At 50.6% G+C, this 18211-nt stretch carries 16 protein-coding genes; 5 read left to right on the top strand and 11 right to left on the bottom strand.

The window, feature by feature from the left end:
- Positions 1–14: 14 nt before the first annotated feature.
- Together decR and cof are read right to left on the bottom strand one after the other, a co-directional pair.
- Positions 15–473 (bottom strand): DNA-binding transcriptional regulator DecR, encoded by a 459-nt coding sequence (gene decR / locus K0778_RS13705; RefSeq protein ID WP_000884589.1) that lies wholly within the window; start codon positions 471–473, stop codon positions 15–17.
- 152 nt (positions 474–625) lie between these two features.
- Positions 626–1444 carry an HMP-PP phosphatase gene (gene cof / locus K0778_RS13700; RefSeq protein ID WP_001336137.1) on the bottom strand — a complete coding sequence of 273 codons (819 nt, stop codon included), beginning with the start codon at positions 1442–1444 and terminating at the stop codon, positions 626–628.
- Positions 1445–1543: 99 nt separating this feature from the next.
- Here cof and K0778_RS13695 point away from each other — a divergent pair, with 99 nt between their 5' ends.
- Together K0778_RS13695 and queC are read left to right on the top strand one after the other, a co-directional pair.
- A complete protein-coding gene (locus K0778_RS13695; RefSeq protein ID WP_001619199.1) occupies positions 1544–3244 on the top strand; it encodes an SgrR family transcriptional regulator in 1701 nt (566 codons plus the stop codon).
- Positions 3245–3308: 64 nt separating this feature from the next.
- Positions 3309–4004: a 7-cyano-7-deazaguanine synthase QueC gene (queC, locus tag K0778_RS13690; RefSeq protein WP_153449081.1), complete on the top strand. Its 696-nt coding sequence runs from the start codon at positions 3309–3311 to the stop codon at positions 4002–4004.
- A gap of 51 nt (positions 4005–4055) precedes the next feature.
- Here the strand turns inward: queC and fadM are convergent, their stop codons facing one another.
- The 9 genes from fadM to bolA form a co-directional block, all read right to left on the bottom strand.
- The gene (gene fadM, locus K0778_RS13685) at positions 4056–4454 is read right to left on the bottom strand and encodes a long-chain acyl-CoA thioesterase FadM (RefSeq protein WP_001194534.1); all 399 of its coding nucleotides are present in this window, start codon (positions 4452–4454) and stop codon (positions 4056–4058) included.
- Between the two features lie 93 nt (positions 4455–4547).
- Positions 4548–4919, bottom strand: a complete 372-nt coding sequence (locus tag K0778_RS13680) for a helix-hairpin-helix domain-containing protein (protein WP_000680312.1) — start codon at positions 4917–4919, stop codon at positions 4548–4550.
- A 150-nt stretch (positions 4920–5069) separates the two neighbouring features.
- Positions 5070–6941 carry a peptidylprolyl isomerase gene (gene ppiD / locus K0778_RS13675; RefSeq protein ID WP_000969372.1) on the bottom strand — a complete coding sequence of 624 codons (1872 nt, stop codon included), beginning with the start codon at positions 6939–6941 and terminating at the stop codon, positions 5070–5072.
- Between the two features lie 191 nt (positions 6942–7132).
- Positions 7133–7423, bottom strand: coding sequence for a nucleoid-associated protein HU-beta (gene hupB / locus K0778_RS13670; protein ID WP_254892905.1), 291 nt, complete (start codon positions 7421–7423; stop codon positions 7133–7135).
- A gap of 190 nt (positions 7424–7613) precedes the next feature.
- On the bottom strand, positions 7614–9968 hold the full coding sequence (gene lon, locus K0778_RS13665; RefSeq protein ID WP_001295325.1) for an endopeptidase La: 2355 nt from the start codon (positions 9966–9968) through the stop codon (positions 7614–7616).
- 187 nt (positions 9969–10155) lie between these two features.
- Positions 10156–11430: an ATP-dependent protease ATP-binding subunit ClpX gene (clpX, locus tag K0778_RS13660; RefSeq protein WP_000130305.1), complete on the bottom strand. Its 1275-nt coding sequence runs from the start codon at positions 11428–11430 to the stop codon at positions 10156–10158.
- A 125-nt stretch (positions 11431–11555) separates the two neighbouring features.
- Positions 11556–12179: an ATP-dependent Clp endopeptidase proteolytic subunit ClpP gene (gene clpP, locus K0778_RS13655; RefSeq protein WP_000122253.1), complete on the bottom strand. Its 624-nt coding sequence runs from the start codon at positions 12177–12179 to the stop codon at positions 11556–11558.
- A gap of 245 nt (positions 12180–12424) precedes the next feature.
- Positions 12425–13723: a trigger factor gene (tig, locus tag K0778_RS13650; protein ID WP_001198386.1), complete on the bottom strand. Its 1299-nt coding sequence runs from the start codon at positions 13721–13723 to the stop codon at positions 12425–12427.
- A 343-nt stretch (positions 13724–14066) separates the two neighbouring features.
- The gene (gene bolA / locus K0778_RS13645) at positions 14067–14384 is read right to left on the bottom strand and encodes a transcriptional regulator BolA (protein ID WP_000973448.1); all 318 of its coding nucleotides are present in this window, start codon (positions 14382–14384) and stop codon (positions 14067–14069) included.
- Between the two features lie 304 nt (positions 14385–14688).
- On the opposite strand from bolA, the gene K0778_RS13640 reads away from it, so the two are divergent.
- From K0778_RS13640 to cyoA, 3 genes are all read left to right on the top strand, one after another.
- Positions 14689–15267, top strand: coding sequence for a lipoprotein (locus tag K0778_RS13640; protein ID WP_001295326.1), 579 nt, complete (start codon positions 14689–14691; stop codon positions 15265–15267).
- Positions 15268–15310: 43 nt separating this feature from the next.
- A complete protein-coding gene (gene ampG / locus K0778_RS13635; protein ID WP_000098429.1) occupies positions 15311–16786 on the top strand; it encodes a muropeptide MFS transporter AmpG in 1476 nt (491 codons plus the stop codon).
- 459 nt (positions 16787–17245) lie between these two features.
- Positions 17246–18193 (top strand): cytochrome o ubiquinol oxidase subunit II, encoded by a 948-nt coding sequence (cyoA, locus tag K0778_RS13630; RefSeq protein ID WP_001239436.1) that lies wholly within the window; start codon positions 17246–17248, stop codon positions 18191–18193.
- Positions 18194–18211 lie beyond the last annotated feature (18 nt).

The raw sequence follows: 18211 nt of genomic DNA, 5'->3' as shown, positions 1-18211 counted from the left end.
CTGATTCTGGATATTTATTCGATGGGTAAAGAAGTGGTGTATTTAATCTGTTCCATCGCGAAGCTGGAAGTGACGTCCGACAGCCCCGGCACGCTGTTTACCAGACGCTTATAAAACTCGTCGTAGCGTTTCATGTCGGCAACCTGGACGCGCATCAGATAATCGTATTCACCAGCCATGCGCCAGAACCCCAGCACTTCTGGCATTTCGGTAACCACCGTGACAAAGCGGCAATACCATTCGCTGCTGTGATGTTGCGTTTTTATCAGCACAAAAGCGGTCAGGCCGAGGCCTATTTTTTCCGGATCCAGCAGGGCGACTTTGCCGATAAGGATACCGTCGTCCTCCAGCCGTTTCAGGCGCTTCCAGCAAGGGGTGGTTGTCAGATTAACGGCTTCAGCCAGTGCCTGCAAAGAGAGGGTGCAATCCTGCTGCAGTAAGGCCAGCAGCTTACGGTCAATTTTATCTAACATAGCCCTTCCACAGAGAATTTTTTTCTCTTTTAATTTTATTTTAAAGGTGAAATCACGACAATTTATTCTGTGCGGTTTAAACACCACGGCACAAAATGACAAATTCAACGCAAAAAAAACCGGGCAATTGCCCGGTGCTGGAAGGGATCTCGTTATTCGGGGGAATAAGGTAGATGTGGATAGTCCAGCCAGTGCGTCAAATAGTGAGAGACAGCCTGATTTCGGCAATGTCCAATCACCGGTAAATGCGGGAGCTCCGCGCGCAGTTGCGGCATCGCATTGCCCATAATAAATCCGCTACCGACGCTGACTAACATTTCGCGATCGTTCATCGCATCACCAAAGGCCATGCAATCGCGCAACGATAAACCTAAATGTTGGGTCAGCACCGTCAATGCAGCGCCTTTATTGCAGCCCACCGGCAGCACTTCGAGGCAATCCGTGGCGGAAAAACACAAATGTGCACGCTCGCCTAATGCTTCGTATAGCTGGATCTGCAAGCGTGTAAGATCGTCGTGATCGCCACAGAAGCAGATCTTGGTGACGCTGCCGAGTGGCATTTTTTTGACATCGATTATCTGATAACGAAAACCGCTATAGACAAATGCCTGCAACAACGCAGGGATCTCTTTCCCGGTAAACCAACCGTCGTCATTGAAGATATGCATGCTGGCTCGGGTATCCCATTGCTGATACAGCACCAGCTCCGCGACATCCGCAGGTAAATCATCACGATGTAAAAGTTCACCTTCCAGAGAATGCACGCGCGTTCCGTTGCCGGTAATCAAATACGCATCCAGCGATAGCGCCCCGAGAATATGCTGCATCTCCAGCGCATGACGCCCCGTGGCAAAAGTGAGGGTAATGTCGCGTTCACGCAGTCGCGCCAAAGTAGAGAGGGTTTTCTCACCTAAATGATGGTCAGGCATCAATAAAGTGCCATCCATATCAAATGCTGCCAGACGAGCCATTTCTTTCTCCACTCTGTGACACGGTTAATGGTGATTGAGTATCACCTGATATATACGGAAGTAATAGTGAATAGTTAAATAATATTGTTCCGGGTTTATATGCGATTGCTCAACCGTCTTAACCAGTATCAACGTCTGTGGCAACCTTCCGCCGGAAAGCCGCAAACCGTCACCGTCAGCGAACTGGCCGAACGCTGTTTTTGCAGCGAACGCCATGTTCGTACGCTGTTGCGTCAGGCACAGGAGACGGGATGGCTGGAGTGGCAGGCGCAGTCAGGACGCGGAAAGCGCGGACAATTACGCTTTCTGGTCACGCCGGAATCGCTACGCAATGCGATGATGGAACAGGCACTGGAAACCGGAAAGCAGCAAGATGTGCTGGAGCTGGCGCAACTGGCCCCAGGTGAGCTGCGCACTCTGTTACAGCCGTTTATGGGCGGACAATGGCAAAACGATACACCCACGTTGCGTATTCCCTACTATCGCCCGCTCGAACCGCTACAACCAGGCTTTTTGCCCGGCCGTGCCGAGCAGCATCTCGCCGGGCAGATATTTTCCGGCCTGACCCGCTTCGATAATAATACTCAGCGCCCGATTGGCGATTTAGCGCATCACTGGGAAACCTCTACTGACGGGTTACGCTGGGACTTTTATCTTCGTTCAACCCTACACTGGCATAACGGCGATGCAGTAAAAGCCTCACACTTACACCAGCGATTATTGATGCTGTTACAACTGCCAGCACTGGATCAATTATTTATTAGCGTGAAGCGTATTGAAGTCACCCATCCGCAGTGTCTGACCTTCTTTTTACATCGCCCTGATTACTGGCTTGCGCACCGGCTGGCGAGCTATTGCAGCCATCTGGCGCATCCGCAATTCCCACTGATCGGCACGGGTCCTTTTCGCTTAACACAATTCACAGCAGAGCTGGTGCGCCTGGAAAGCCATGATTATTACCATTTACGTCATCCGCTGCTTAAAGCGGTTGAGTACTGGATAACTCCGCCGCTTTTCGAAAAAGATTTGGGAACCAGTTGTCGGCATCCCGTGCAAATCACCATCGGCAAACCGGAGGAGCTGCAACGGGTCAGCCAGGTCAGTAGCGGCATCAGTTTAGGTTTTTGCTATTTGACGTTGCGCAAAAGTCCCCGACTCTCCCTCTGGCAGGCGCGAAAAGTGATCTCCATTATTCATCAATCCGGTTTATTACAAACGTTAGAAGTCGGAGAAAACCTGATCACCGCCAGTCATGCATTACTGCCAGGCTGGACTATTCCGCATTGGCAGGTACCGGATGAAGTCAAACTACCGAAAACCTTGACGCTGGTTTATCACCTACCGATAGAACTTCATACCATGGCAGAACGCCTACAGGCGACACTGGCAGCGGAAGGCTGTGAACTCACAATTATTTTTCATAACGCAAAAAACTGGGACGACACGACCCTACAGGCACACGCAGACCTCATGATGGGCGACAGATTAATTGGCGAAGCACCGGAATATACTCTGGAGCAATGGCTGCGCTGCGATCCGCTGTGGCCACATGTTTTCGACGCTCCAGCATACGCACATCTACAATCGACACTGGACGCGGTGCAAATAATGCCTGATGAAGAAAACCGATTTAATGCCCTGAAAGCGGTTTTTAGCCAGTTAATGACAGATGCGACGCTGACGCCGCTGTTCAACTATCACTATCGCATTAGTGCCCCTCCCGGCGTGAACGGTGTGCGACTGACACCGCGCGGCTGGTTTGAATTTACCGAAGCCTGGCTTCCCGCGCCATCGCAATGAATAGCTGGTCCGGGTTAATCGCAGGCGTTACCATAACGCTTTTATTGTTCAAGCAGGATTATCTATGAAACGTGCTGTCGTTGTGTTCAGTGGAGGTCAGGATTCCACCACCTGTCTGGTGCAGGCATTACAACAATATGATGAAGTCCATTGCGTGACGTTCGATTACGGTCAGCGGCATCGCGCAGAAATCGACGTGGCACGCGAACTGGCGCTGAAACTGGGGGCACGCGCGCATAAGGTGCTGGATGTCACCCTGCTCAACGAGCTGGCGATCAGTAGCCTGACGCGTGACAGCATTCCGGTGCCTGATTATGAACCTGAAGCCGATGGTATCCCGAATACGTTTGTCCCAGGGCGTAATATTTTGTTCCTGACGCTGGCGGCAATATATGCGTATCAGGTAAAAGCAGAAGCCGTAATTACTGGCGTCTGCGAAACGGATTTCTCCGGCTACCCGGATTGCCGCGATGAGTTTGTGAAAGCACTAAACCATGCCGTCAGTTTGGGCATGGCGAAAGATATTCGTTTTGAAACGCCGCTGATGTGGATTGATAAAGCGGAAACCTGGGCGCTGGCAGATTATTACGGCAAACTGGATTTAGTCCGTAACGAAACGTTGACCTGCTATAACGGCTTTAAAGGCGACGGTTGCGGTCATTGTGCGGCATGTAATTTACGCGCCAACGGTTTGAATCATTATCTGGCCGATAAACCGACGGTGATGGCAGCGATGAAGCAGAAAACCGGGTTGAGGTAATTATTCCGGGTGTCGCCGGATGCGGCTTGAGCATCCGGCACCACAAAACGTTTACTTAACCATCTGCTCCAGCTTTTCGCGCAATTCCCCTTCCAGAGCTAATGCTTTCTGCGTTTTAAGATCAATACAAACAAACGTAATAAGCGCATCCGCTACCACCTGCCCTTCCGGCTCCAGTGTAATGACCTGGCTTAAGATGCCGCTTTTACCGTTTAATTGCTGCAACTGACTGGTAATAGTTAACAGGTCACTTAATACCGCTGGGCGACGATAGTTAATATTGATATTGACCACGACGAAGGCGATGTTATGGGCCGTCATCCACTGAAAACTGTCGCTATTTTCCAACCCATCCCAGCGGGCTTCTTCGAGAAATTCAAGGTAGCGGGCGTTGTTGACGTGCTGGTAAACGTCGAGATGATATCCACGAACTTTGATTTGTGTTTGCATAGCGCAATAACCTTACGTTGTTGTTATAAGTACAGAGGTCATAACTGGTATGACCTCTTCAGTCTGGCAAAAAATTGCCACTATGCAAATTAATTACAGGGTTAATACCGCCAGATTACGTTCCACCAGCGAATTGCCCATCCCCGGCACCTGCTTTAGATCCTCCACAGTTTTAAACGGACCGTACTCTTCGCGATAACTGACAATCGCCTGCGCTTTCTTCAGGCCAACGCCATTCATCGCGCGGGCTAGCTCTTCCGCGCTGGCATTATTAATGCTGACCCGGGTGCCTTCTTCGTCACTGGCTTTCGCCGGTACTGCTGCTTTACTTTGTGCTGCAGGAGCTTCCGCTTTGGTTTCTACCGCCGTCGGTTTCGCCACAGAAGCTGCCGCCAGCGCGCTATGAGACATTCCGGCACAGGCCAGGGACAGGGTAATGAGCAGTGCTTTAATTCCGTGTTTCATACTGTTTTCTCCTTGTTTGTTAACAGTGGAATCACCTTAACGGCAGTGAAAACAGTAAACAAATGGCAATGTTCAGAAATGGAAAAGGCCGCGAAAGCGACCTTTTCTTGTTACAGCTGCAACGCATTTTTTTGCGAGGCGGCTTCAGGATTATTGCTGTTCCAGCGCATCGCCAATTTTGATTTTCGCCTCTTTACGCAGGTTACTCATCAGAGCTTCAAAGACGATTTGTGCGTTGTTCTGGGTGATACCCTGCACCATCGCTTTTTTCTGATCTTCCGGCATTGAACCTTGTTTCACTTCATCCAGCGCCAGCAGAACCACATTACCTTGCATATCGGTCGCCATACCGTAGCTCGGTTTGTCTTTCGCTGGCAGTGGCAGTGCAAACGCCGCCTGGCTAATCGGGTCACGACCGGAACGGCTTAAGGTTTTCGGCTCGCCAAATTTCAGACCGGCAGCCTGCATAGCTTCCGCACCTTTGCCGGCTTTCAAATCAACCAGCAGTTTCTCAGCATCCACTTTCGCCTGTTGTTCAGCTTTGTTGTGCTGAACCAATGCCTTAACTTGTTCCTGAACATCTGCCAACGGTTTCACCGCTTCCGGTTTGTGCTCGCTGATGCGCAGCACGAATGCGCGGTCGCCGTCTACGGTGATGATGTCAGAGTTGATGCCCGGCGCGCCGTTTTCACCTACCAGACCGCCGTTAAAGATAGCGTCGGCAACCGGCTTGAAGTTCAACTCTTCCGGCAGGTTATCTTTGCTGAACCAACCCGTCTGAGTGGCTTTAACGCCGGCAGCTTGCTCTGCACCGGCCAGAGACTCGGTGTCGTTGCTTGCCGCATCGCTCACTTTCTGCTGCAGCGCGTAGTACGCATCGAGGGCTTTTTCGTGTTTCACTTTCGCCGCAATGTCGTCACGTACTTCGTCTAACGATTTCACTTTCGCTGGCTGAATGTCGTCCAGACGTACAATCAGGAAACCGACCGAAGATTTGATGACACCAGACAGTTGGCCTTTTTCTTTCAGACCAGCATTTTTCAGTTCGTCCGGAATAGTGGCATCTTCTAACCAACCCATATCGCCGCCGTTACGAGCAGAGATAATATCGGCAGATTTTTCTTTGGCTAATGCAGCAAAATCACCGCCTTTATTCAGCTCATCAAGTACCGCTTTCGCTTCATCTTCAGTTTTGGTCTGGATGATGCTGTAGCGGGTACGCTGCGGCTGGGTGAATTGATCCTGATGCTGGTCGTAGTAGCTCTGGATATCCGCATCGCTAACCGGTTGCTGCATCGTTGCGGCATCCAGCTTGATGTAACTCACGCGGAATTGTTCCGGCGTCATGAAATTGTTTTTGTTTTGTTCGTAGTAGCTGGCAATCTCCTGTTCGGTCACAGGCTGCTTCGCCGCCAGCGCGTTAACATCGATAGTCGCCTCACGCACCACGCGTTGTTGCGCGACCAGTGCCGCCAGCTCGTCGGTTTCACCTTTCAGCATAAAATCGGTACCGGCAACGCCGTTAATCAGCTGTTGGGTAGTGAGCTGGTTACGCAGCGCCTGGGCGTACTGATCGGCGGTCATCCCCATCTGGTTGAGGATACCGTTATAGCGGCTGTTATCAAATTTGCCGTCAACCTGGAAGGCTGGGGTCGCGAAAATCGCCTGTTTAACCTGCTCATCGCTGATACCCAGTTTCAGCTCACGTGCGTACTGATCCAGCAGCGCCTCGTCGATCAGACGATTCAGCACCTGTTGACGCAGGGTTTTCATATAGCCTTCGTTCGCTGCCAGCTCGGAGTATTGATCGCCCAGCTGTTGCTGCATGCGATTACGCTCGCTGTTGAAGGCGTTCTCGAATTGCCCACGGCTGATTTCCTGGTCATTCACTTTTGCGGCGTAGTTATTGCCTCCGCCAATCAGGTAACCACTCACGCCGGTCAATATGAACGACACGATAATGATACCGAAAATAATCTTGAGCACGAGACTGTTTGCAGCCGTGCGTAAGCTGTCCATCATGGTGTAACAACACTCCGCTGTAGATGACTGTGTACCTCACGCAACGTATCGATGCGCGCAAAGGCCTATTGTGACAAGAAACGGGGGCAATTGTCAGCCCACAAGACGCAGAAAGTCACCGAATACAAATAAAAAAGGCACATCAGTAGATGCGCCCTTGAACTTCGTCACATCCCCACTGGGGACAACGCTTAGTTTACCGCGTCTTTCAGTGCTTTACCTGCACGGAAGCTCGGTACTTTAGCAGCAGCGATGGTGATCTCTTTACCGGTCTGCGGGTTGCGGCCAGTACGGGCAGCACGCTCTTTAACGGCAAAAGTACCAAAACCTACCAGTGCTACATCATCCCCTTCTTTCAGAGATTCAGTTACGGAAGCAATAATAGCATCTAACGCACGGCCAGCCGCAGCTTTAGAGATATCAGCCCCTGCAGCAATCTTGTCGATCAATTGAGATTTATTCACTCTTCTCTTCCTCTTTATAATTTATATCGCACTTGAATCCTTCAAGGTACGAACGCGCAGCAGTTATATCAGGCCAGCCATCCCCTTACAACACCCCTTAATAAGGGCAAGCCCGATCCGCCATCTAACTTAGCGAGACAAAAAAAGGCTGGCAAGCCCGAATTAGCCTGCCAGCCCTGTTTTTATTAGTGCATTTTGCGCGAGGTCACTATTTTGCAGTCACAACCTGCATACCAGACGGTTCATTTTGCAGCGCCAGAGTCAGAACTTCCTCAATGCGCTTCACAGGATGAATGTCCAGATCGGCAATTACGTTGTCAGGAATCTCTTCCAGATCGCGTTTATTTTCGAACGGAATTAGCACTGTTTTAATCCCGCCGCGATGCGCTGCCAGGAGTTTTTCTTTCAAACCACCGATCGGCAGTACCTGACCACGCAGAGTGATCTCACCGGTCATTGCCACATCGGCACGAACCGGGTTACCGGTCAGGCAAGAAACCAGCGCGGTGCACATAGCAATACCGGCACTCGGACCATCTTTCGGCGTCGCACCTTCCGGTACGTGGACGTGGATGTCACGTTTTTCGTAAAAATCAGGGTTGATCCCCAGTTTTTCCGCACGCGCACGAACCACCGTTAACGCCGCCTGAATGGACTCCTGCATCACTTCGCCGAGCGAACCGGTATAGGTCAGTTTGCCTTTACCCGGAACACATGCGGTTTCAATGGTCAGCAAGTCACCGCCCACTTCCGTCCACGCCAGACCGGTTACCTGACCGACACGGTTTTCGTTATCCGCGCGACCATAGTCGAAACGCTGAACACCGAGATAGTCATGCAGGTTATCGCCGTTAATTTCGATATGTTTTAATGACTTATCGAGCAGTAACTGCTTAACCGCTTTGCGACACAGTTTGGAGATTTCACGCTCCAGACCACGCACGCCCGCCTCACGGGTGTAGTAACGAATAATGCCGATAATGGCGCTATCGTCGACGGTCAGCTCACCTTTTTTCAGTGCATTACGTTCAATCTGCTTCGGCAGCAGGTGACGTTTGGCGATGTTCAGTTTTTCATCTTCGGTATAACCGGAGAGGCGAATCACTTCCATACGATCCAGCAGCGGTGCCGGAATGTTCATGGAGTTCGACGTCGCGACAAACATCACGTCGCTGAGATCGTAATCCACTTCCAGGTAGTGGTCGCTGAACGCTACGTTCTGCTCTGGATCCAGCACTTCAAGCAGTGCAGAGGCCGGATCGCCACGCATGTCAGAAGACATTTTGTCGATCTCATCGAGCAGGAACAGCGGGTTTTTCACGCCCACTTTCGCCATTTTCTGGATCAGTTTACCCGGCATAGAACCGATGTAAGTACGGCGGTGACCACGGATTTCCGCTTCATCACGCACGCCGCCCAGCGCCATACGGACATATTTACGCCCGGTGGCTTTGGCAATGGACTGACCAAGAGAGGTTTTACCTACCCCCGGCGGCCCTACCAGGCAGAGGATCGGTCCCTTGATTTTGTTGACACGGCTTTGAACCGCAAGATACTCAAGGATTCGATCTTTCACGCGCTCCAGACCATAATGGTCGGTATCAAGGATTTCCTGCGCCTGACGCAGGTCTTTTTTGACCTTGCTACGCGCATTCCACGGCACCTGTACCATCCAGTCGATATAACCACGCACTACGGTCGCTTCTGCCGACATCGGAGACATCATTTTCAGCTTCTGCAACTCTGCTTCCGCTTTCTCTTTTGCCTCTTTCGGCATCTTCGCCGCGTCGATTTTGCGCTTCAGGGCTTCGTTTTCGTCCGGCGCGTCGTCCATTTCACCGAGTTCTTTCTGAATAGCTTTCATTTGCTCGTTCAGATAGTACTCACGCTGGGATTTCTCCATCTGCTTTTTAACGCGGTTGCGAATGCGTTTCTCAACCTGCAGCAGATCGATTTCCGATTCCATCATTGCCATCAGATATTCCAGACGTTCGTTAACGTCGGACATCTCCAGAACAGACTGTTTGTCAGCCAGTTTCAGCGGCATATGTGCAGCAATGGTATCCGCCAGACGCGCCGGATCGTCGATGCTATTCAGCGACGTCAGCACTTCTGGTGGGATTTTTTTGTTCAGCTTGATGTAGCCTTCGAACTGGCTGATTGCAGTACGCACCAGCACTTCCTGTTCCCGCTCATCAATGGTCGGCGACTCCAGATACTCCGCCTTCGCAGAAAAGTGTTCGCCATTGTCAGAGAGCGCAGAAATACGCGCGCGCTGTAACCCCTCGACCAGCACTTTGACGGTGCCGTCAGGCAGTTTCAGCATCTGCAATATAGAGGCCACGGTCCCGACGGTGAAAAGATCGTTTACACCCGGCTCATCCGTTGAAGCTTCTTTCTGCGCGACCAGCATAATTTTTTTATCATGGTCCATCGCCGCTTCCAGACAACGGATAGATTTTTCCCGCCCGACAAATAAGGGGATGACCATGTGCGGATAAACCACCACATCGCGCAGCGGCAATACGGGGATTTCAATGCGTTCAGAACGCTCAGGATTCATAGAGCTCTCTCTTAGTTTAATTTCCGCCAGGTAATCAGATGACACGACTGTGCTTCACGCCATCTATTAACATGTACGTCAGTATATGGGGATGTTTCCCCCACATTCAACGCCGAGAATAGAGGAAAAATTAAAGGGGAGATAAAATCCCCCCTTTTTGGTTAACTAATTGTATGGGAATGGTTAATTATTCACCAGATGCCTGTTGCGCTTCCGGCTTGCCATAAATCAGCAACGGTTTGCTTTGACCATCAATTACCGACTCGTCGATAACCACTTTTTCGACGTCTTCCATGGACGGCAGATCGTACATGGTATCGAGCAGTGCGGCTTCTACGATGGAACGCAGGCCACGGGCACCGGTTTTACGCGCCATCGCTTTCTTAGCGATAGCATCCAGTGCCTCGTCACGGAATTCCAGATCCACGCCTTCCAGATTAAACAGCGCCTGATACTGCTTGGTCAGGGCGTTTTTCGGCTCTTTGAGGATCTGAATCAGAGCTTCTTCGCTCAGTTCATTCAACGTTGCGACAACCGGCAGACGACCAATAAACTCAGGGATAAGACCAAACTTGATCAGATCTTCCGGTTCAACCTGCGCCAGCAGCTCGCCTTCGCTTGCTTTGTCGGACTTCGCTTTTACCGTCGCGCCAAAACCAATGCCGGAGCCGGTTTCTACACGGTGGGAAATCACTTTATCCAGACCGGCAAACGCACCGCCACAAATAAACAGGATCTTAGAGGTATCAACCTGCAAGAATTCCTGCTGCGGATGTTTACGCCCACCTTGCGGTGGAACAGCAGCTACCGTACCTTCGATCAGTTTCAACAGTGCCTGCTGTACGCCTTCACCGGAAACGTCTCGGGTAATGGACGGGTTGTCTGACTTACGAGAAATCTTGTCGATTTCATCGATGTAGACAATACCACGCTGTGCTTTCTGGACATCGTAGTCGCATTTCTGCAACAGCTTCTGAATGATGTTTTCAACGTCTTCACCCACATAACCGGCTTCGGTCAGTGTAGTCGCGTCGGCCATGGTGAACGGAACATCCAGCAGGCGCGCCAGCGTTTCAGCCAGCAGCGTTTTACCGGAACCGGTCGGACCGATCAGCAGAATGTTACTTTTGCCCAACTCGACGCCATTGCTGGTATCGCCGTTGCGCAGACGTTTGTAATGGTTGTATACCGCGACCGCCAGCACTTTTTTCGCCTGTTCCTGGCCGATAACGTAATCGTCCAGGTGGTTGCGAATTTCATGCGGCGTCGGTAGCGCACTGCGTTCACGATGCGGTGCAACTTCTTTAATCTCTTCGCGAATGATGTCGTTACATAAATCAACACATTCGTCGCAGATATACACGGATGGACCGGCAATCAGCTTGCGCACTTCATGCTGGCTTTTGCCGCAAAAAGAGCAATACAGCAATTTGCCTGAGCCATCTTTGCGTTTATCTGTCATGGGTCAAAACCTCTTCTTTGTTCTTTGTGCCGCACACGACGACGCAAATGCCATTCTCAGGCGCAAGCCGCTTACAGCGTTGTGCCGCCCTGGATAAGTATAGCGGCACAGTTGCGCCTCTGGCATCAATTACGATGGGTCAGAATCGAATCGACCAGACCGTATTCCACCGCTTCAGGGGCGGAAAGGAAGCGATCGCGCTCGGTATCACGTTCAATCTGTTCTAATGATTGACCCGTATGAAGCGCCATAAGTTCATTCATGCGCCCTTTAACTTTCAGAATTTCACGGGCATGAATTTCGATATCGGTCGCCTGGCCCTGGTAGCCGCCCAACGGTTGGTGAATCATCACGCGCGAATTCGGCAGGCAAAAACGTTTACCTTTTGCCCCTGCGGTCAGCAAGAAAGCGCCCATCGAGGCCGCCTGGCCCATACAGATGGTGCTGACATCAGGCTTGATAAACTGCATGGTGTCATAGATAGACATCCCGGCAGTGATCACCCCGCCTGGGGAGTTAATGTACAGATAGATATCTTTTTCTGGGTTTTCCGCTTCCAGGAACAGCATCTGCGCCACAATCAGGTTAGCCATGTGGTCTTCAACCTGGCCAGTCAGAAAAATGACGCGTTCCTTAAGTAGACGAGAATAGATATCAAAAGAGCGCTCACCGCGTGAGGTCTGTTCAATGACCATCGGCACCAGCGCCATATGGGGTGCAAAGTTATCTCGTTCGCCGCTGTATGACATTTCCGTCTCCTGGATAAAATTGAAAAAACCTGCTGTACCGATTGTAACCTTATGGACGGATTATCAGCTAGTCCCTGTGTTATGGGTACGGCATCACCATATTTCAAGCATAACAATCTTTTGTTGTTACGCTAACACCGAAAGAGGCTTTTCGCACGGTTCCATGCAAAATTCATGACAAAAAAAAGCCCACCACCTGGCGGTGACGGGCCTTTGTGCGAATTTAGCGCGTTATGCTGCGTAAATTACGCCTGCTGGTTCATCAGCTCGTTGAAAGTGGTTTCTTTTTCAGTCACTTTCGCTTTCGCCAGTACAGCTTCAACAGCCTGTTCTTCCAGAGCAACATTGCGCATGTTGTCCATCAGTTCTTTGTTTTTGCTGTAGAACTCGATAACTTCTTTCGGATCTTCGTACGCAGAAGCCATCTCTTCGATCAGGCCTTTCACGCGCTCTTCGTCAGCTTTCAGCTCGTTGGTGCGGATAACTTCGCCCAGCAGCAGGCCAACAACTACGCGGCGTTTAGCCTGTTCTTCGAACAGTTCGCGCGGCAGTTCCAGAGCTTGTTTTTCGTTGCCACCGAAACGCTGTGCAGCCTGGCGACGCAGAACGTCGATTTCGCTGTCGATCAGCGCAGCCGGTACGTCGATGTCGTTAGCTTTTACCAGACCTTCGATCGCCTGAGACTTAACGCGGTTACGGATGGCGCTCTTCAGCTCGCGCTCCATGTTTTTACGCACTTCAGCGCGCAGACCTTCTACGGAACCATCTTCAACGCCGAAACGTTTGATGAATTCTGCAGTCAGTTCCGGCAGTTCACGCTCTTCAACTTTCTTCAGGTTGATAGCGAATTTCGCTGCTTTACCTTTCAGGTTTTCTGCGTGGTATTCTTCCGGGAAGGTCACGTCGATGGTGAACTCTTCGCCAGCTTTGTGGCCTTTGATACCGTCTTCAAAGCCCGGGATCATACGACCCTGGCCCATCGCCAGTACGAAATCAGACGCTTTACCGCCTTCGAACTCTTCGCCGTCTACAGAACCGGTGAAGTCGATGGTTACGCGGTCTTCTGCTTCAACAGCGCCGTCTTTTTCTTTCCAGGTCGCCTGCTGTTTACGCAGAGTATCCAGCATGCCGTCAACGTCAGCGTCGGTCACTTCAACGATCGGTTTTTCAACTTCGATCGCTTCCAGACCCTGCAGTTCAACTTCCGGATAAACTTCAAACTCTACAGAGTAAGTGAAGTCTTCACCCAGCTTGTATTCGCCCGGAACATAAGTCGGTGCGCCAGCCGGATTGATTTTTTCTTTAATGATGGCGTCAATGAAGTTACGGCTCATCAGGTCACCCAGAACGTCCTGGCGTACAGACGCGCCATAACGCTGAGCAACGATATTCATTGGCACTTTGCCTTTGCGGAAGCCGTCAATACGTACTTTTTTCGCAACGTTGACCAGCTCGCTTTTAACAGCGGTCTCGATGCTGTCAGCAGCGATAGTAATCGTTACACGGCGGCCAAGGCCTTGAGTGGTTTCAACTGAAACTTGCATCTTGTTACCTCAAAAAATCACAGTGCTCGGTCAACTCTTACCCCGCAAGCACAGGTTGTTGGCTTCGCGGAACCGGGATGTTCTTATAATCAATCACATTCCCTGTTACCAGAATCATCCCGAAAGCATTCAAATAGGACGCGGCATTATAGCGGCATCACTTTTATGAGTCGAGAACGGTTATTGCGCGCTGTCGCGTATTTTTTCACAATTCCCGGGCAATTTTCGTCTGAATGCTGGGCAAAAAGCGCAAAATCCAGACAAAACAAAACGGCCCGCAGGCCGTTTTTCATAAAATCTTTAGCAACATACTGGAAAAGCGCCGACAGTTGCAAATGCGTTTTTACGCGATGCTTCCTGCTCCACGACAGGGAGGAGAGGCAAAGACGGTGTCCTGCAACCCTTCCCACTCCTTAATAGTGTAAGTATGCAGAGCCAGCGCATGAACGGTAGTAGAGAGTTCCTCCGCTAAAGTACTGTAAATCATTCGATGACGATTCAGAAAACGTTCACCCGTAAAACGATCGCTGACCAGCACAACTTTAAAATGGCTTTCAGAGCCGGCTGGGACATTGTGACGATAGCTTTCATCCACTACTTCGAGGAATACGGGTTGGAACGCCGCCCTTAATTTTTCTTCTATCCGCTCACGTATCATCATGAAATATCTCCTCCGACAACGCTGAGATGTCATCCATCCCTTTAAATACTAGCCGCTTTTACCGTTTCCATTGCAGCTTAACAACAAATATTTAGGTTTCGTCCTGGTTTTTCCGTCAAGCGTATGAAGTTTACTGATTTAAAGATTGAAACACAGGCCTCGCATCAGTGTTTCTTTTACCAGGGGCGATTATTTCGTCAACATGATGAATTTACATGCCTTACCCACTTCCCCTCGCCGTTGGCAATGTTATGATGGCGGGAATTTTTACCAAACACGCTTAAGAGTCTCTGAGAGCCCGAACATGTTCAAAAAAATCCTCTTCCCGTTAGTTGCTCTGTTTATGCTTGCAGGATGCGCAAAACCGCCAACAACTATTGAAGTTTCCCCGACGATTACACTGCCACAGCAGGATCCAAGCCTGATGGGCGTCACCGTAAGCATTAATGGTGCCGATCAGCGTACCGATCAGGCGCTGGCAAAAGTCACCCGCGATAATCAAATCGTTACCCTGACCGCCTCCCGCGATCTGCGTTTCCTGCTGCAAGAAGTGCTGGAAAAACAGATGACCGCGCGTGGTTACATGGTTGGTCCGAATGGCCCGGTTAATCTGCAAATCATCGTTAGCCAACTGTATGCTGACGTGTCCCAGGGCAACGTGCGCTACAACATCGCGACCAAAGCGGATATCGCCATCATCGCTACCGCGCAGAATGGCAACAAAATGACCAAAAACTATCGTGCCAGCTACAACGTTGAAGGTGCGTTCCAGGCCTCCAACAAAAATATCGCCGATGCGGTTAACAGTGTGCTGACCGATACCATCGCTGATATGTCTCAGGACACCAGCATCCACGAATTCATCAAGCAGAACGCGCGTTAATTTCTGCCCTCTGGCCCGGTGCAAGCCGGGCCTGTAGACGCCCATGTCCAGTCAATATTTACGTATTTTTCAACAGCCGCGTTCAGCCATATTGCTGATCCTGGGTTTTGCTTCCGGGCTACCGCTCGCCCTGACATCCGGTACCTTACAGGCCTGGATGACGGTCGAGAATATTGATCTCAAAACCATTGGTTTCTTCTCTCTGGTAGGCCAGGCTTACGTTTTTAAATTCCTCTGGTCACCGCTGATGGACCGCTACACGCCTCCATTTTTTGGGCGGCGACGCGGTTGGCTGCTCGCCACGCAAATCCTGTTATTAGTCGCCATTGCGGCGATGGGTTTTCTCGAACCAGGCACCCAACTCCGCTGGATGGCGGCGCTGGCGGTGGTGATCGCTTTTTGCTCTGCCTCCCAGGATATTGTCTTCGATGCGTGGAAAACCGATGTGCTCCCGGCAGAAGAACGTGGTGCGGGCGCGGCAATCAGCGTTCTGGGTTACCGTTTAGGGATGCTGGTTTCCGGCGGCCTAGCCCTGTGGCTGGCAGATAAATGGCTGGGCTGGCAGGGCATGTACTGGTTGATGGCGGCGCTGTTGATCCCCTGTATTATCGCGACGTTGCTTGCACCAGAACCGACCGACACCATTCCTGTGCCAAAAACGCTGGAACAAGCGGTTGTTGCACCTCTGCGAGATTTCTTTGGTCGCAATAATGCCTGGCTTATTTTGCTTCTTATCGTGCTGTATAAGCTGGGCGACGCATTCGCCATGAGCCTGACAACCACGTTTTTGATTCGCGGCGTCGGGTTTGATGCGGGTGAAGTAGGCGTGGTTAACAAAACGCTTGGCTTACTAGCGACCATTGTTGGCGCATTGTACGGTGGGATTTTGATGCAGCGCCTGTCACTGTTCCGGGCACTGCTGATTTTCGGCATTTTACAAGGTGCGTCTAACGCCGGTTACTGGCTGCTGTCGATTACTGATAAGCATCTCTACAGCATGGGCGCAGCCGTCTTTTTCGAAAACCTCTGTGGCGGGATGGGCACATCAGCCTTTGTCGCGCTGTTAATGACGCTATGTAATAAGTCATTTTCCGCTACTCAATTTGCCCTGCTCTCAGCGCTTTCTGCTGTAGGGCGAGTTTATGTCGGCCCCGTGGCGGGTTGGTTTGTTGAAGCACACGGCTGGTCGACATTCTATCTATTCTCCGTCGCCGCTGCCGTACCAGGGCTTATTTTGCTGCTGGTTTGCCGCCAGACGCTTGAATATACACGAGTAAATGACAACTTTATCTCCCGTACCGCATATCCGGCAGGTTATGCCTTTGCCATGTGGACACTGGCGGCGGGCGTCAGCCTGTTGGCCGTGTGGTTACTGCTATTGACGATGGACGCGCTGGATTTGACGCACTTCTCTTTCCTGCCTGCTCTGCTGGAAGTCGGGGTTTTAGTCGCCCTTTCTGGCGTCGTGCTTGGTGGTTTGCTGGATTATCTGGCGCTACGAAAAACGCATCTGACGTAATCTGTAAATATTATTTAGCTGTAGTAATCACTCGCCGTAATTATTACGGCTAAATAAACATCAGTATCGCTTATTAATATTTGTTCTTTTGTGCGGCTTAGCGTTTGGAAATTATTGGCGCCATTTATAAATTCTATTTTTCTTACACGATTCAGCTAATGAGTCTTTATTTTCTCATCACCCAGTTATCACTCTAATGATAATTATTTGTTAAATAATTGTTTTATTTCACATTGGTTATACCAATTGCCCGCCCAGACTCCTTCAGCACTCCCCTTTTGTTATAACGCCCTTTTGCAACAGCTTCTTAAAATCAACCTGATATGTTTTGCAACATATGTGACCTGGCAGCCAAATCCAAGTAACAGGAATTTAATCATGTTTACAGTAATGTAACCTTCCCGTAAAATGCCCACACACTTTAAACGCCACCAGATCCCGTGGAATTGAGGTCGTTAAATGAGACTCAGGAAATACAATAAAAGTTTGGGATGGTTGTCATTATTTGCAGGCACTGTATTGCTCAGTGGCTGTAATTCTGCGCTGTTAGATCCCAAAGGACAGATTGGTCTGGAGCAACGTTCACTGATACTGACGGCATTTGGCCTGATGTTGATTGTCGTTATTCCCGCAATCTTGATGGCTGTTGGTTTCGCCTGGAAGTACCGTGCGAGCAATAAAGATGCTAAGTACAGCCCGAACTGGTCACACTCCAATAAAGTGGAAGCTGTGGTCTGGACGGTACCTATCTTAATCATCATCTTCCTTGCAGTACTGACCTGGAAAACCACTCACGCTCTTGAGCCTAGCAAGCCGCTGGCACACGACGAGAAGCCCATTACCATCGAAGTGGTTTCCATGGACTGGAAATGGTTCTTCATCTACCCGGAACAGGGCATTGCTACCGTGAATGAAATCGCTTTCCCGGCGAACACTCCGGTGTACTTCAAAGTGACCTCCAACTCCGTGATGAACTCCTTCTTCATTCCGCGTCTGGGTAGCCAGATTTATGCCATGGCCGGTATGCAGACTCGCCTGCATCTGATCGCCAACGAACCCGGCACTTATGACGGTATCTCCGCCAGCTACAGCGGCCCGGGCTTCTCAGGCATGAAGTTCAAAGCTATTGCAACACCGGATCGCGCCGCATTCGACCAGTGGGTCGCAAAAGCGAAGCAGTCGCCGAACACCATGTCTGACATGGCTGCGTTCGAAAAACTGGCCGCGCCTAGCGAATACAACCAGGTGGAATATTTCTCCAACGTGAAACCAGACTTGTTTGCCGATGTAATTAACAAGTTTATGGCTCACGGTAAGAGCATGGACATGACCCAGCCAGAAGGTGAGCACAGCGCACACGAAGGTATGGAAGGCATGGACATGAGCCACGCGGAATCCGCCCATTAAAGGGGTTGAGGAAGAATA

This window comes from Escherichia sp. XD33, from assembly GCF_019375075.1.
GTDB lineage: Bacteria > Pseudomonadota > Gammaproteobacteria > Enterobacterales > Enterobacteriaceae > Enterobacter > Enterobacter flexneri_A.
This window is presented reverse-complemented; position numbering and strand designations above follow the sequence as displayed.

Bases quoted from the DNA above. Each gene is read 5' to 3' on its own strand.
- decR (WP_000884589.1), bottom strand. From the start codon at position 473: ATGTTAGATAAAATTGACCGTAAGCTGCTGGCCTTACTGCAGCAGGAT.
- K0778_RS13680 (WP_000680312.1), bottom strand. From the start codon at position 4,919: ATGAAACACGGAATTAAAGCACTGCTCATTACCCTGTCCCTGGCCTGT.
- lon (WP_001295325.1), bottom strand. From the start codon at position 9,968: ATGAATCCTGAGCGTTCTGAACGCATTGAAATCCCCGTATTGCCGCTG.
- K0778_RS13640 (WP_001295326.1), top strand. From the start codon at position 14,689: ATGTTCAAAAAAATCCTCTTCCCGTTAGTTGCTCTGTTTATGCTTGCA.
- ampG (WP_000098429.1), top strand. From the start codon at position 15,311: ATGTCCAGTCAATATTTACGTATTTTTCAACAGCCGCGTTCAGCCATA.
- fadM (WP_001194534.1), bottom strand. From the start codon at position 4,454: ATGCAAACACAAATCAAAGTTCGTGGATATCATCTCGACGTTTACCAG.
- K0778_RS13695 (WP_001619199.1), top strand. From the start codon at position 1,544: ATGCGATTGCTCAACCGTCTTAACCAGTATCAACGTCTGTGGCAACCT.
- cof (WP_001336137.1), bottom strand. From the start codon at position 1,444: ATGGCTCGTCTGGCAGCATTTGATATGGATGGCACTTTATTGATGCCT.
- cyoA (WP_001239436.1), top strand. From the start codon at position 17,246: ATGAGACTCAGGAAATACAATAAAAGTTTGGGATGGTTGTCATTATTT.
- queC (WP_153449081.1), top strand. From the start codon at position 3,309: ATGAAACGTGCTGTCGTTGTGTTCAGTGGAGGTCAGGATTCCACCACC.
- clpX (WP_000130305.1), bottom strand. From the start codon at position 11,430: ATGACAGATAAACGCAAAGATGGCTCAGGCAAATTGCTGTATTGCTCT.
- bolA (WP_000973448.1), bottom strand. From the start codon at position 14,384: ATGATGATACGTGAGCGGATAGAAGAAAAATTAAGGGCGGCGTTCCAA.
- tig (WP_001198386.1), bottom strand. From the start codon at position 13,723: ATGCAAGTTTCAGTTGAAACCACTCAAGGCCTTGGCCGCCGTGTAACG.
- clpP (WP_000122253.1), bottom strand. From the start codon at position 12,179: ATGTCATACAGCGGCGAACGAGATAACTTTGCACCCCATATGGCGCTG.
- ppiD (WP_000969372.1), bottom strand. From the start codon at position 6,941: ATGATGGACAGCTTACGCACGGCTGCAAACAGTCTCGTGCTCAAGATT.